Consider the following 14570-nt stretch of genomic DNA (forward strand, 5'->3'; position numbering starts at 1 on the left):
TCTTCTTTCCTTCTTTGATCGCCTGATTGATCATGTACTCAGAATCTACCAGGGTGAAGGTGCGCAAGAACTCTACAGCACTGAAGAATTGTTGCTCTAATTCTTCTATTTCAAGGCCCTTTTGGTAAAAAGAGGCTATTTTCTGATGCTTTTCAACCGTGGCTTGGTACCGCTCCTGGAAATCAGGTTGCAGAATATCCCCCACGCGTAAACCGCTACGGCCAATCTTATCCTGATAAGCCGGACCAATGCCTTTTTGAGTAGATCCGATTTTAGAAGTTCCTAAGGCTTCTTCCGAGATTCTGTCCAAGCTCTTATGTGACGGCAAAATCAGCTGCGCCTTTTTAGAGATGAAAAGATTGCGTGAAGCGTCAATTCCTCTGGCGGTTAATTTCTCTACCTCAGTCCTGAACACGATAGGATCCAGAACAACTCCGTTTCCAATAATGTTGGTGATATGCTCGTGAAAAATACCGGATGGTATCTGGTGCAGCACATGCTTGGTGCCTTCAAACTCAAGCGTGTGTCCGGCATTAGGGCCTCCCTGGAAACGGGCCACCACATCATATTGAGGAGCAAGGACATCAACGATTTTACCTTTTCCTTCATCCCCCCATTGGAGGCCTACTAAAATGTCAACTGGCATTAAACTGATTCTTTAAGAAGCTGAACCGCCTGTGTATCATCTTCGGCAATTGTGAAGATAGCGTTCAGTTTTGTGATGATTAATAACTTACGAATATGCTCAGACGGATTAATGAGAATCAACTCCCCGCCTCTATTCCTGAATTTGGTTAAAAGAGAAACCAACACGCCAATACCAGTGCTATTGATAAACCGCACGTTAGACAAGTCTACCGCTGAAAGAAGCAGAGAATCATCAATGGTGGTATTAGCCAAATCCATGAGCCGCTGGGTTTCAGGGCCACCAATCATGTCACCTTCTAACCGAATGATCAGAATGTTGTTTTCTAGGGTATGATCAATTTTCATGGATGGGTGCGTTTAATTTGGCCTGGCAGTCACCACAGATACCGTACAAATTTAAGGAGTGGTGCAGAATATTAAAATTCAGCAACTCTCCCACCATAGTTTGGATGTTGTGCACCCGAGGGTCGCAAAATTCCACCACTTTGTGGCATTCTGTACAAATGACATGATCATGCTGCCTCCGGCCGTATGATTTTTCATACTGCGCCAGGTTGCGGCCAAACTGGTGTTTACTTACCAAGTCATTCTCTACTAGTAAATCTAAAGTATTGTATACAGTAGCCCGGCTTACCTGGTAATTTTTGTTTTTCATGCTGATGTAAAGAGACTCCACATCAAAATGACCGTTGCGCGAATAGATTTCTTCTAATATAGCATAGCGTTCCGGAGTTTTCCGGAGCCCTTTGCTTTCTAAATAGGCGGTGAAAATCTTCTTCACCTCCAAGAATTTCGCTTCATCTAGTGCCATATGCCTTCTTCTGCTGCAAACTTAACAGGTTTTAGGTGGGAAAGCTAAAAACGCCCCTAAAAAGGAAATCCAGAAAAGCTAATGCCTGTAGCTTTTCCTAAGGGGCTACTTGCATTTGGCCTCCTCTATAAAGGTAAGGACCTCAACTTACTTCTTCTGCCTCTTCTTTATAAAACAGCCCTTCCCTTTTTCTGTTTAAAGCCTTGTTTTAGGAAACTACCTTAAAAACAGGTAGATCAAATTTCTTTCTTTTTCCTTTTTCCGTTTCGGGATCTGTTTAGTCTCTTTCATCCCCTGAATTAACGGGTTCATCCAAAACATTCAAATTATACCAAGCAAATATAGGGGTAACCCTTTTTCACTGTGTCTGAAGAACAGGAACACACAATAAGAATTGTAACAAAAGGCCTTCAAACAATCTCTAAATCAGTGTCAGTAGCCCAGGCGCTACCATAGAAACCAATACTGTTTCTGACAGAAATTTATCAGCAATTTTAACCCTTTTTGAAAAATTACTATTATGAAAAAGTCAACCCTTTTGAAGGGAATGCGCATGCTTTCTTTAACCACAATGATCGGTTTAACTTCTTTGGCAGCTTCGGCTCAAACCAAGGCAAAAACGTCTACTGCGTCTTCAGCAGTACAGACAAAAGCAAAAACAACTTCATCTGTCCCCGCTCAATTTAAAGCAAAAGCTTCTACCGCGGCTACTACCCCAGCAAAGCCTAAAACAACGGCAGCCCCAGCCCAGAAGAAACCAACTGCGCCAGCAATTGCCGCAGTAACACCTTCTAAGCCAGTTGCAGAGGTAACTTCAGAGCCTGTTACAACAGCAGAAAGCTCTGTAGAAGCTAAAAAACAAGTAACCGCAGCTTTTGCAGGAGGTACAAACGTTGTGGGGATTGGCTTCGGCTTAGTTGAAAAAATAGATTATTACGGTAGAGGGGCAAAAGTATTAAAGCCACTAACGTTCTCTTATGAAAGAGGGCTGAATGTGGCAGCAGGCCCGGGTGTGATTGGTGTTGGTGGAACGTTCTCCTATGCCCACGTGAAATGGGACGAAGATTACAAGATCTCTATGATGTACATTGCTGCCAAGGGAGCCTACCACTACAACTTCACCCAAAATGAAAAATTAGACACTTACGCTGGTTTGACACTGGGCTACGCCCGATCAAAAGCAGACTGGGATGACTCCTTCATGTCTGATTACGAAGCCAGCGAAGGCGAAGTGAAAGTAGGCATTTTAGCTGGTGCCCGGTACTACTTCACAAATAGTGCAGGTGCACACGTAGAATTAGAAACAGGCCCAATATCAAACATAACCATTGGCTTGAACTACAGATTCTAATTGCCAGAAGAAAACCTTAGTGATTTGCCTCTATTTCTCGGTTATTTTACAGAAATCAGGTGTAAACAGTAACGCAATCATCCTTTATTCTATCACAACAGAAAGGTCCAGCTATAAAACTGGGCCTTTCTGTTGTGATAGAAGTTGAGAAGAGATCTAAGAATCGAAACGGTCTACACTCAGTACTCCGTTTACTTTTAATAACTTTTGGATCAGTTTTTCCAACTGCGCCGTGTCATTCACGAAAATCATCAGGCGCCCCTCAAACACTCCGTCATGTGAGTCAATTGTGATTGAGCGCATGTTAACTTTCAAAGAGTTCGAAATAATTTTGGTAACGTCATTTACCAAGCCTACCCGGTCTGTTCCTTTAATGGTGATACCTGCCAGGAAAGAAAGCTCCTGCTGACCAGTCCACTTCGCCTTCACAATGCGGTGCCCGTAATTTGACATCAGCTCTACAGCTTTAGGGCAAGTAGTCCGGTGGATGGTGATCCCGTGGTCGATTGTTTGGAAACCGAATACATCGTCGCCTGGGATAGGATTACAGCAATTGGCCAGTTCATAGTCAATCTTGTCAGTGCCGCCACCAATCACCAGCAATTGGGAATTGATTCCCCTTATTTTCTCTACCTCTTTGTCAAACGTAGACCCAACCAGTAAAGAAGCAGGTTGGTACTTTTCGCTCTGCGGATTAAAGATGTATTCTTTTATTTCCTTCAGGTCTAAAAGATTCACCGCCACTTTGTAGTAAAAGTCCTGCAAAGATGGAGCGTTGAAATAAGCTGCCAACCGGTTCAAGTTAGAAGGCGAACATTCTATGCCTAAATGTTTCAGCCGCTCCTCCACTAAAGCTTTTCCTTCTTCGGCTTTGCCTTTCCGTTCTTCGCGCAGGAACTCCTTTATCTTGGAGCGGGCTTTTGAGGTGGTCACAAACTTCAGCCACTCACCGGTAGGCTTCTGCTTCTGTGAGGTCAGAATCTCCACCTGGTCTCCGTTGTGTAACCGGTAACTTAACGGAACCAGCTTCTGGTTTACTTTCGCGCCTAAGCTTTGGTACCCAATATGCGTGTGGATCTCAAAAGCAAAATCCAAGGCTGTAGCTCGATCTGGCAAGATGATCAGCTCTCCTTTAGGAGTAAAGACAAACACCTCCTCCACAAACAAGTTGGTCCTGAATTCATCCAGGAACTCAATGGCGTTGGTGTTGCTTACGTCAAGCATGTCGCGCACCTTGTTGATCCAGTTGTCCAGTCCAGACTCAGAAGGACCGGTGCTGCCCGTCTTGTATTTCCAATGGGCCGCGTAGCCGCGTTCGGCAATATCATCCATGCGTTTGGTCCTGATCTGCACCTCCACCCATTGACCGGTTCTACTCATTACCGTAGTATGAAGTGCTTCATACCCGTTGGCCTTGGGTGTACTGATCCAGTCGCGCAAACGGTCTGGGTTAGGTTGGTAAAAGTCTGTTACAATAGAATAGACGCGCCAGCAGACAGGCTTCTCCTGCTCATAGGGCACATCCAGAATAATGCGGATGGCAAAAAGGTCATAGATCTCCTCAAAGGTGACGTTCTGCTTCTTCATCTTTTTAAGGATGGAGTAGATAGACTTAGGACGCCCTTTCACCTCAAAGTTCTTGAAGCCTTGCCTTCGCAACTCCTCCTCTACCGGACCAATGAAATCTGCAATGAATTTGCTTCGCGCTGCCTTTGTTTGCCTGATCTTATTGGATATAAACTTATACGTCTCTGTGTCGGTGTATTTCAGGTGAAGGTCTTCCAATTCAGACTTAATCGCATACAAGCCTAGGCGGTGTGCCAAAGGAGCATACAGGTACATGGTCTCAGACGCAATTTTGAGCTGCTTGTCACGGGCCATGCTGCCCAACGTACGCATGTTATGCAGGCGGTCAGCTAGCTTGATCAAAATCACACGCACATCGTCTGAGAGCGTGAGGAGCATTTTCCGGAAGTTCTCCGCTTGCTGCGAGGTTCCGTATTCAAACACTCCTGAGATCTTAGTAAGACCTTCAATAATTTTGGCTACCCGCGGCCCAAAGTCGCGTTCAATGTCGGCGATCTCCAGGTCTGTGTCTTCTACAACATCGTGCAGCAGGGCCGCCACTATAGACGTGGTCCCAAGACCAATCTCCTCTACCGCAATCTGGGCAACAGCCAGCGGGTGCAAAATGTACGGTTCGCCGGATTTCCGGCGCATATCTTTATGGGCCTCTAACGAGGTGTTGAATGCTTTCTTGATGATCTTGGCGTCATTGTCTTTTAAGAAAGGCTTGGCGTGCCGCAGCAACTTTCTGTAATGGCGCAGGATCTCTTTACGCTCTGCTTCGTGATCAATCATTTGGGTAGGTACATCAAAATACGGGGTCTAGCAAGCGCCAACCTGTTTTTGAGGTGTTTTTTATAAATTTCAACAAAAAAAACGAAAGAGAGTTGCATAAACAAAAAAGTGTTTGCTACATTTGCATCACCAAAACAAACACACACATTGATGCGGATGTGGCGAAATTGGTAGACGCACTAGACTTAGGATCTAGCGCTGCGAGGCATGGGGGTTCGAGTCCCTCCATCCGCACAAGTCAAACCCTCAATCCCAACCGGGGTTGGGGGTTTTTTCAATTTAACCGTAGCACAATTAAAACCTGATAGCTTTGAATATCACCCTTAATCAAACCAATGGCCAGAATGCCAGCCTAAAAGTTAGCCTGCAAGAGGCTGACTACGCTGCCCGTGTAGACGAGCAAATCAAAGATTACAGCAAGAAAGCCAATATCAAAGGTTTCCGCCCTGGTAAGGTTCCAGCTGGTTTGATCCGTAAGATGTATGGCAAAGGCATCTTGGTTGAATCTATCAACCAGCTTTTGCATGAGTCGGTAAATAACTACATCAAAGAAAACAAACTGCGCATTTTAGGCGAGCCCCTTCCTGACCGTCAGGATGAGAACGCTATTGACTGGGACAACCAGAAAGAGTTTGAGTTCAGCTACTCTGTAGGTCTTCTGCCTGAGTTTGAATTGCCTTTGAACGACGTGTCTGTTCAGAAATATGACATTGAGGTAGACCAAACCACCGTTGACGAAGCCTATGAGCAGATGCAGCGCCAGTTCGGACAGACCACCAACCCAGAAGTTTCTGAGGCCAATGATTACCTGTATGGTGACCTGAAGCAAGTGGAGGGTGAGTTCGAAACCAAAACGTTGCTTCCTATCAACAAAGTTGTTTCTGGCGTAGAGACGTTTGTGGGCGTGAAGCCAGGTGACACCATCACCTTTGACATCCGCGAAGCGTTTGGCGATGATGCCGCTTTAGCACACGTTACTGGCTTAAGCAAAGACCTTAGCAAAGACTTGAACGGCCAATTCACGTTCACGGTAGAAAAAATCAACCGTACAGAGCCTGCCGAGATGAACCAGGAGTTCTTTGACAAAATCTTCGGACAAGGCATCGTGACAACGCAGGAAGAATTTGACGCCAAAGTTCGCGAGGTGATCAAAGAAAACTATGACCGTGAGGCCGTAAACGTTCTGGATCGCGACGTGATTGACCAATTGGTAGAGAAATCTTCTATTGAAATTCCAGAGGAGTTCTTCAAGCGCTGGTTAGCCGTTACAAATGAAGGCAAAATTACTCCAGAGCAGATTGACGAGTTCTACGGCCAATATGTGAAAGAACTGAAGTGGTCTATGATCCGCAACAAAGTGGTGGAAGAGAATGACATCAAAGTAAGCAACGAAGATGTGGTGAACAGTGCGCGTCAGAAAATGATGGCTCAGTTTAACATGCCAGAGGTGCCAGAAGAGATGGCAGACACGTTCAACAACTTCCTGGATAACCACTTAAAGCAAAACAACGGCAAGAACTTCGTGAATGAGTACGAAGCGTTGGTAGCTGAAAGAGTATTAGAATTTGTGAAAGAAAAAGTGACTATCTCTGAAAACACCATCACTGCTGAGGAATTCCGCAACAAAGTAGGTGCATAAGTAGTATCATACCTTATTAAACAAAAAAGTCCTTACCTTACGCTAAGGACTTTTTTGTTTTAAGACGGCACGCATTGGCCCTCCCCGGGCATGATTCAAGAGAAGTAGAAGAGAACGCCTCACGCCCCGTCTTCGGCCATAATGGCAGTAAACAACCATTAACTATTTTTGGCCTGATTTTAGAAAAACAAACCGGAAATCAGGTAAACTCCGTTTGCCCCTTCTGGTTATTCTTGTAACCAACCCGTTTCTTTTTAAGTTAAGGCATCTAAACAGAACCCTTATGTACACTAAAGACGAATTCAGAAAATTTGCCGTGAAAGGCCTTGGCATGAGTGGCCTTGGCGTTGACCAATACTTAACTCACTTTGAAAGCAAAACGAACATGCACCCAACCAGCATGACGCGTTCTGTTATTGAGGAAAGACCTACCAACTTCCGGGAGATTGACGTGTTTTCCCGCTTGATGGTAGACCGTATCATTTTCCTGGGTACCCAGGTAGATGATTATATTGCCAACATCATCACTGCCCAGTTGCTGTTCCTGGAAAGCGCCGACGCGAAGAAAGACATCCTGCTTTACATCAACAGCCCAGGTGGTTCTGTATATGCCGGTTTAGGTATCTATGACACCATGCAGTACGTGCAGCCAGATGTTGCCACTATCTGTACTGGTCTGGCCGCTTCTATGGGAGCCGTTCTTCTGTGCGGTGGGGCCAAAGACAAGCGCTCTGCCCTGCCACACGCCCGCGTGATGATTCACCAGCCAATGGGTGGTACGCAAGGACAGGCTTCAGACATTGAGATCACTGCCCGTGAGATTCTGAAGCTGAAAAAAGAATTGTACGAGATCATCTCCAGCCACAGCGGCAAGTCAGTGGAGCAGGTTGACAAAGACAGCGACCGTGACTACTGGATGATTGCCCAGGAAGCCAAAGAATATGGTTTGATTGATGAGGTATTAACCCGCCATAAAGCGTAATCAGAATCCTCTTAATACATTTACAAAGGCCCGCTTTTGAGCGGGCCTTTTTTATGGCCTTGTATTCTGATTTAGCTTATCTCAATTTGGCTGTTCTATTGACCAGGAACATACAACCATACCTAAAGGAAGGCTCCATTTTGGACTAAATTAGCCGAAATTAGCCTTAAAACAGCTTATCACAAGTGTGTATTATAACTTTTTTTGATGGTCATTTTTAGGAGAGAACGAAGAAAGCAAGTTGGCTTTTATGATACACATCATTCTGCATCAGCCAGATACAACATATACTATATTTTATAATAGCCTAATGCCCAATCACTTCCTAACCAGCTATGGATAACTTGTGTAAAAATATTTTAGCGGAGTGGCTAACCAATTTTGTAACTTTGCCGTAGCCGCCCCATCTTAGGGGCAGGAAAGAATATCCCACTCTCGGTTTATGGCAGAAATAACGTGCTCCTTTTGCGGAAAGAATAAGAAAGAGGTGTCTGTAATGATCTCAGGCATCAACGCACACATTTGTGAGCGTTGCATTGGGCAGGCGCAGCAAATATTAAATGAGGAGAATAGATTACGTGCCACTAACCGCGCACCTAAATTCAACCTGATCAAACCACGTGAAATGAAAACCTACCTGGACCAGTTTGTGGTAGGTCAGGACGAAGCAAAAAAGGTAATGTCTGTAGCGGTGTACAACCACTACAAGCGTTTAATGCAGAAGCCTAAAACTGATGACGTGGTGATTGAGAAATCAAACATCATCATGGTAGGTGAAACCGGTACCGGAAAAACCTTCCTGGCCCGTATGCTAGCTGGCGTATTGCAAGTTCCTTTCTGTATTGCAGATGCTACCGTTTTAACGGAAGCCGGTTACGTAGGGGAGGACGTTGAAAGTATCTTAACTCGCCTGCTGCAAGCCGCTGATTACAACGTAGAGGCTGCCGAACGTGGTATTGTGTATATAGACGAGATTGACAAAATCGCTCGTAAAAGCGACAATCCATCTATTACTCGTGATGTAAGTGGTGAGGGTGTACAGCAGGCTTTGTTAAAACTGTTGGAAGGAACCTCAGTAAACGTGCCGCCACAGGGAGGCCGTAAACACCCAGAGCAGAAAATGATTTCAGTAAACACTGAAAACATCCTTTTCATCTGCGGTGGCGCTTTCGTAGGCATTGATCGTTTGATCAAGAGCCGTCTGAACACCAAGCCGATCGGGTTCTCTTCTACCAACCTGGATGAGAAGGTTGACACTGAAAACTTCCTGAAATACATCACTTCCCAGGATCTAAAATCCTTTGGGTTGATCCCAGAATTGATTGGTCGTCTGCCAGTAGTGACGCACCTGAATCCATTAGACAAAGAGACCCTTCGTCTGATCTTGACTGAACCTAAGAACTCTTTGGTGAAGCAGTACAAGCGCCTTTTTGAGATGGAGAACATCAACCTGGAGTTTGCCGAGGAAACCTTGGAGTACATAGTGGAGAGAGCCTTTGAGTACAAATTAGGGGCTCGTGGTTTACGTTCTATCTGCGAAGGCATCATGACCGATGCTATGTTTGATCTTCCTTCTGAAGAGCAGGAAGGAACCAGTGACCTAATCATTACATTAGACTATGCCCGCGAGAAATTTGAGAAATCTGCGGTAAAGAAATTGAAAGTAGCCTAAGAAAATAAAGCAGAGCTACAAAAGAGAAGGCCTCCCCTACTATGATAAGGGAGGCCTTCTCTTTTGTAATCGTTTTTGTAAAATCAGCTATTAAGCGCTTTTCAAAGATCTGGTAGCTTGAGGAGTTGTCTTACCATCCCGTAAGTATTGAACCATTAACTTGGCGGCCGTCTCAGAAGTATTGAACTCCCCTATCAATTCTTTCACACGTTTGTATCCTTCTATTTGGGCTGAACGTCCTGCAGGGTTCTGTAGAATGTTCTTTAATTCCCTTACCAAGTTCTGCGCGTTCATGTCACCCTGGATCAATTCTGGTACTACTTTTTTCCCAGCAATAAGGTTTACTAAGGAGATATATGGCACTTTGATTACAGCGCGGCCAATCCAGTAGGAAATGACGCTCGTACGGTAGCAAACCACTTGTGGTACGCTGAACATGGCTGTTTCCAAAGTGGCAGTACCAGAGGTAACCAAAGCTGCCTCAGCGTTGGCTAAGATATCATAGGTCTGGTCATATACAATTTTGATGAACGGCTTTCGGTCAAAGTTAGCGTAGTACTCCTTGGAGAAGTTGCTTACCGCGGCAACTACAAACTGGTAGTCCTGAAAAGGAGGCAAAATACTGAGCATGATGTAGAGAATACTTTCTATCTCTTGCTGCCGGCTGCCAGGTAGTACCGCAATAATTGGCCGATCATCTAACCCGTTGTCTTTCCTGAAATTGGGATTATGCACGTGAGCGGCTACGGCGTCTGAGACTGGATTGCCCACATAGTCTGTCTTGTAATCAAATTTGTGGTAGAAGTCTTTCTCAAAAGGCATGATGACGAACATTCTGTCGACCAGCTTTTTGATGGTATGTACCCGGCCTTGGTTCCAGGCCCAGATTTTAGGGGAAATGTAATAGAAAACTTTAAGCCCGTGCTCCTTCGCGAATTTGGCGATGCGCATGTTGAACCCTGCATAATCAACCAGAATCACTACATCGGGTTTGTATTGAAGCAAATCCTCCTGGCACTCCTTCAAAAACCGTTTGATTTTGAACAGATTCTTGGCAGCTTCCAGAAAGCCCATGAAGGCCATTTCCTGATAATGCTTCACCAGTTCTGCCCCTGCCGCTTCCATCATGTCACCGCCCCAGCAGCGAACATGGGCCTCTGTATCCTGTTCATGCAATTGCTTGATCAGATTAGAGGCGTGCAGGTCTCCAGAGCGTTCTCCGGCAATTATGTAATATTTCATTGAATGGGGTCTGATTGATAACAGGGCTATAACAATGAAAAGCCAATCTCAACCCTCTCCACACAAGCTTTGTGCCAGAACGTAATTAATCAACCTATATTGTTTTATATAGATAATTTATCTAGCCTTGTCTTTCAACGTTAGGAGTTAACAGTTTCTACTCTCCAAAATATTCCACAAAGTTACGGGGAGTCTCATACAGCTTCAGGCTGTGCAATTGCGCGCCAGATATACGGGGAATGAGGGGGTTGAGGATGTTCCAGAATTCCATTACCAGGTTTTCAGTGCTGGCCAGTTTGCCTTCCATGAAAGCGACATCCATGTTCAGGTTCTTGTGGTCTACTTTCTTGATGATGTGCTCTCTTATAAGAGTGCTCAACTTCTTTAAATCAATCACAAATCCTGTGTCAGGATCTGGCTTGCCCTTCACCGTTACAATCAGTTCATAGTTATGCCCGTGCCAGTTGGTGTTAGCGCAGGGACCAAAAACTTCTTTGTTTTTTGCCAGCGACCAATTGGGGTTATGCAGCTTGTGCGCCGCATTGAAATGCTCTAATCTGCTTACGTATACCATTAACTGAATCGGTAGTTCTTTCTTCGCAGCAAATATACGAAGAAAGGTACACCAAAGAACGAAGTTACGATACCAACTGGCATACCGGCCGGCGGATAAATCCATCTGGAAATCAAATCACAAACCACTAGGAACAACCCTCCTGCCAAGGCGCATGCAATCAGGTTGAGCCGGTTGGTAGTTCCCAGCAGGGCCCGCGTAAAGTGCGGTACCATGAGGCCCACAAACCCTACCGGTCCTGAGAACGCCACGGCAAATCCTGTCACCACAGAAACCGAGACCAGCATCACCCACCTTATTAATCTTACATCAACTCCAAGGGTCTCGGCTCGTTCAGCGCCTAGCAACAAGACACTTAAATGTCGCTGCAGAAAGAAAAACAGGATTAAACCCAAGGTCAACGTAACAGCCGGGTACCCCAACGTAGACCAATCTGCTTTCTCAAACCCTCCCATGCTCCAGAAAACGACCGATTTTAACTGGCTTTCAGAGTCTGACAGGAACATGAGTAAACTTACGAGCGCCGTCAACAAAGAACTTAAGGCTACTCCTACCAGTAACATCTGACTAGGAATCAACTGCCCTCTTCTTGAGCCAAGCACCACCACTACCAGCGTCACAGCGAACGAACCTGCCAACGCAAAGAACGGCGGCAGGTACAATCCCATAAACGTAAGGTCTGCAAACAGGAAGAAACTGAGAGAGGCTCCTAATGATGCTCCGGAGGCAGTACCTAATAAATAAGGATCAGCCAAAGCATTGTTCACCAAGGCTTGCATGAGGTAACCAGAAAAAGCCAGGGAAGCACCTGTCAAAAAGGCCAATAGCAATCTGGGCAGACGTAGGTTTATAATGCTGAAATGGGTGGGGTCAGTAGAATCATAGGAAAAGAGTGCCTCCATGATGGTGGTGTAGGAAGTAGAAATGCTGCCCACCTTCAGGCCCAGAAAGAAACCCAAAGCAGACAAGAGCAGCAAGCACACCACTAATAGGAAAGCTTTTCTCACCTTAAAACTGCTTTAAGTTCAGCAATGCCTTCTACTACTCGCGGGCTGGGCCTGGACATCAGGTCATCTGTTACTTCATAAATTCGTTTTTGTTTGTAGGCTTTAATGCGGCGCAGTTCTGGATAAAGGGAGAAAAACGTCTTTTCCATCTGCTCAAAGCTTCCTCCTATGATTACCTCAGGATCCATTTTTAAAATATACTCCCTGGTAAGCGCCGGGTATGGTTGGGCGAAGATCTCAGTTAGGGCATTCTTTCCGCCAGCGTACCGGAGTTTATCTGTGAACAAGGTGTTGCGACCATACACATAAATTGGGTCTTTCCAGGTAATAGCCAGCACTGTGGGTCTGGCGGCTCGGGCAGTATCCGTGGCCAGTTGGTTTATAATTCTTTGTAAGGAATCAGCTACGGCATTGGCTTTTTCTTCCCGCTGCAGCAACTGGCCAAGAGTTCTGATGCCACGCAAAATGTCAGTTACGCTGTCATAGGCTTGGAAATAAATTGGAATACCTAGTTTCTGAACCTGAGCCGCTACTTCCAGGGAGATGATGCCGTCTGTCGCGAAGACTACATCAGGCTTCAGAGAAAGCAGGCGTTCGTAATCCATGGGGTAGTTGTTGACCACCGGCTTGGTAAGTGCGGCCGCCGGATAGTCGCAGTTCTGGGTACGGCCCACTATAGAGGCGGTATCTGCCACGGCAAAAAGCATTTCGGTCATGGAAGGTGCCAAGGCCAGAACACGGCGAGGCTGTTTAGGCAACGTTACTTTGCGGCCAAGGTCATCAGTAACGGTATGCACTCCAGATGAAGTTGTAACAGCAGGTTTCTTGGGTTCACATGCCCAAAAAATTAAAAGGCAGAAAAGCCCAATTGATAACTTACTCCGCCACTGTAAAGACGCAAAGACAGAAGATCTCACTACTCGTTTGTTTTTCATAAAAGTAGTGCCAAAGATACAGCATTTGCTTTAAGCAAAAATTCAGGTATTGTGTCCAGTTCCATTGGTTTGGGTGCTTCTTTTCAAGAATCAACCTGAAAGCAGCAGCAAGGCCCTACTTAAAATGATGTTGATTTAAGCTGCTTTTTCTAAAATCAGCCCCTAAACAAGTTCCTCTTCAAAGCAAGCATCCCCATCGGCAAGCCGACAGTTTAAAACTTTCGTACCTTTGGGTAGCTTTACACAGACCTTTAACCCCAGATTCTATGATAGTAGTCACCGGAGCAGCCGGTTTTATTGCCAGTTGCCTTGTTTCCCGTCTCAATGCCGCTAATTTCAATGACATAGTGGTGGTTGACAATTTTTCTGTGGCGAAAAAACTGCCTAATGTAGAGGGCAAGAGAATCAAGGAGTTTGTAGACCGTAATGATTTCTTCACCTGGCTGGACAAGAATTACGAGGAAGTGGAATTCATTTTTCACTTAGGTGCCCGCACCGACACGACCGAAACTAACCTGGAAGTTCTGAACCTCCTTAACTTGGACTACTCTAAAAAAGTATGGAACGCCTGCTGCGAATACCAGATTCCGTTGGTGTACGCTTCCTCGGCAGCCACGTATGGCTCCGGTACGTTAGGGTATGACGATGACGAATCATTGATTCACTTGTTGCGCCCTCTCAATGCCTACGGCGAATCTAAAAACGATTTTGATATCTGGGCGCTGGAGCAAACCGCCAAACCTTTCTTCTGGGTAGGGCTTAAATTCTTTAACGTGTATGGGCCTAATGAATACCACAAAGGCAGAATGGCCTCAGTGGTGATGCATGCCTTCAACTCTATCAAAGAAACTGGTCGGTTAACCTTGTTCCGCTCCCATAACCCAGACTACGAAGACGGCAAGCAGATGCGCGATTTTGTATATGTGAAAGACGTGGTAGACGTAATGTACTGGCTCATGCACCACCGCAAGAACTCGGGCATTTACAACCTGGGCAGCGGCGAGGCTCGCACGTTCTTAGATCTGGCTTTTAACACCTTCACCGCTATGGGCGCAGATATCAACATTGATTTCAAAGACACCCCAGAAGATATTAGGGATAAATATCAATACTACACCCAAGCCAATATGGCTAAGCTCAGGGGAATTGGGTATGAAAAGCCGTTTCACTCGTTAGAGCAGGGAATCCAGGATTACGTGCAGAATTACCTGATGTCCGGAAGTTATTATTAATAGAAAAGCAAAAGAGCAGATGTCAGGTCTGCTCTTTTGCTTTTAAGCAGATTTCTAAAAATGTCCTTCTAAACTTGAACACCTTTTATTAGTTTGAAGCTTAGCCAACAAACTAA

Annotated in this window: 13 protein-coding genes and 1 tRNA gene (1 of these 14 running past the window's edge); 6 read left to right on the top strand and 8 right to left on the bottom strand. The window is 45.4% G+C overall.

The genetic code is table 11. From position 1 onward, the window contains the following. The 3 genes in view from DC20_RS01720 to DC20_RS01730 are tightly spaced (each overlapping or abutting the next) and all read right to left on the bottom strand, a layout consistent with a single transcriptional unit that may run on beyond the window. Positions 1-646, bottom strand: partial view of an adenylosuccinate synthase gene (locus DC20_RS01720; protein ID WP_062542244.1) — the 5' portion only. 623 nt of this gene lie to the left of the window's left edge; 646 of the gene's 1269 nt are visible here — the first part of the coding sequence; the start codon lies at positions 644-646; its stop codon lies beyond the left edge, outside the window. Continuing rightward, entirely contained in the window at positions 646-993 is a 348-nt protein-coding gene (locus tag DC20_RS01725; protein WP_062542245.1) for an STAS domain-containing protein, read from the bottom strand. Before DC20_RS01725 ends, DC20_RS01720 begins: the two co-directional genes overlap by 1 nt. Continuing rightward, entirely contained in the window at positions 983-1459 is a 477-nt protein-coding gene (locus DC20_RS01730) for a Fur family transcriptional regulator (RefSeq protein WP_062542246.1), read from the bottom strand. The genes DC20_RS01725 and DC20_RS01730 overlap by 11 nt, the downstream gene beginning before the upstream one ends. A gap of 520 nt (positions 1460-1979) precedes the next feature. On the opposite strand from DC20_RS01730, the gene DC20_RS01735 reads away from it, so the two are divergent. Beyond that, on the top strand, positions 1980-2810 hold the full coding sequence (locus tag DC20_RS01735; protein ID WP_062542247.1) for an RAD23 family protein: 831 nt from the start codon (positions 1980-1982) through the stop codon (positions 2808-2810). A gap of 156 nt (positions 2811-2966) precedes the next feature. Here DC20_RS01735 and DC20_RS01740 read toward each other — a convergent pair whose 3' ends face one another. Next, complete coding sequence (locus DC20_RS01740; RefSeq protein ID WP_062542248.1) at positions 2967-5171, bottom strand: RelA/SpoT family protein; 2205 nt, start codon at positions 5169-5171, stop codon at positions 2967-2969. 152 nt (positions 5172-5323) lie between these two features. On the opposite strand from DC20_RS01740, the gene DC20_RS01745 reads away from it, so the two are divergent. The 4 genes from DC20_RS01745 to clpX all read left to right on the top strand — a co-directional run bounded on the left by DC20_RS01745 (position 5324) and on the right by clpX (position 9464). Beyond that, positions 5324-5405: transfer RNA gene (locus tag DC20_RS01745), tRNA-Leu, on the top strand. Between the two features lie 76 nt (positions 5406-5481). Then, a complete protein-coding gene (tig, locus tag DC20_RS01750; RefSeq protein WP_062542249.1) occupies positions 5482-6810 on the top strand; it encodes a trigger factor in 1329 nt (442 codons plus the stop codon). A 283-nt stretch (positions 6811-7093) separates the two neighbouring features. Further along, a complete protein-coding gene (locus DC20_RS01755) occupies positions 7094-7792 on the top strand; it encodes a ClpP family protease (protein ID WP_062545745.1) in 699 nt (232 codons plus the stop codon). 442 nt (positions 7793-8234) lie between these two features. Continuing rightward, positions 8235-9464: an ATP-dependent Clp protease ATP-binding subunit ClpX gene (gene clpX, locus DC20_RS01760; protein ID WP_062542250.1), complete on the top strand. Its 1230-nt coding sequence runs from the start codon at positions 8235-8237 to the stop codon at positions 9462-9464. A 90-nt stretch (positions 9465-9554) separates the two neighbouring features. On the opposite strand, the gene lpxB is transcribed toward clpX, so the two are convergent. The 4 genes from lpxB to DC20_RS01780 all read right to left on the bottom strand — a co-directional run bounded on the left by lpxB (position 9555) and on the right by DC20_RS01780 (position 13084). Then, a complete protein-coding gene (gene lpxB / locus DC20_RS01765; RefSeq protein ID WP_062542251.1) occupies positions 9555-10706 on the bottom strand; it encodes a lipid-A-disaccharide synthase in 1152 nt (383 codons plus the stop codon). Between the two features lie 157 nt (positions 10707-10863). Beyond that, on the bottom strand, positions 10864-11280 hold the full coding sequence (locus DC20_RS01770) for a 6-pyruvoyl trahydropterin synthase family protein (protein ID WP_062542252.1): 417 nt from the start codon (positions 11278-11280) through the stop codon (positions 10864-10866). After that, entirely contained in the window at positions 11280-12287 is a 1008-nt protein-coding gene (locus DC20_RS01775) for a FecCD family ABC transporter permease (protein ID WP_062542253.1), read from the bottom strand. Before DC20_RS01775 ends, DC20_RS01770 begins: the two co-directional genes overlap by 1 nt. Next, on the bottom strand, positions 12284-13084 hold the full coding sequence (locus DC20_RS01780) for an ABC transporter substrate-binding protein (protein ID WP_245652287.1): 801 nt from the start codon (positions 13082-13084) through the stop codon (positions 12284-12286). Before DC20_RS01780 ends, DC20_RS01775 begins: the two co-directional genes overlap by 4 nt. A gap of 404 nt (positions 13085-13488) precedes the next feature. Between DC20_RS01780 and rfaD the strand changes: the two genes are divergently transcribed. Further along, the gene (gene rfaD, locus DC20_RS01785) at positions 13489-14454 is read left to right on the top strand and encodes an ADP-glyceromanno-heptose 6-epimerase (protein WP_062542255.1); all 966 of its coding nucleotides are present in this window, start codon (positions 13489-13491) and stop codon (positions 14452-14454) included. Positions 14455-14570 lie beyond the last annotated feature (116 nt).

The organism is Rufibacter tibetensis (genome assembly GCF_001310085.1).
GTDB classification, from domain to species: Bacteria; Bacteroidota; Bacteroidia; order Cytophagales; family Hymenobacteraceae; genus Nibribacter; species Nibribacter tibetensis.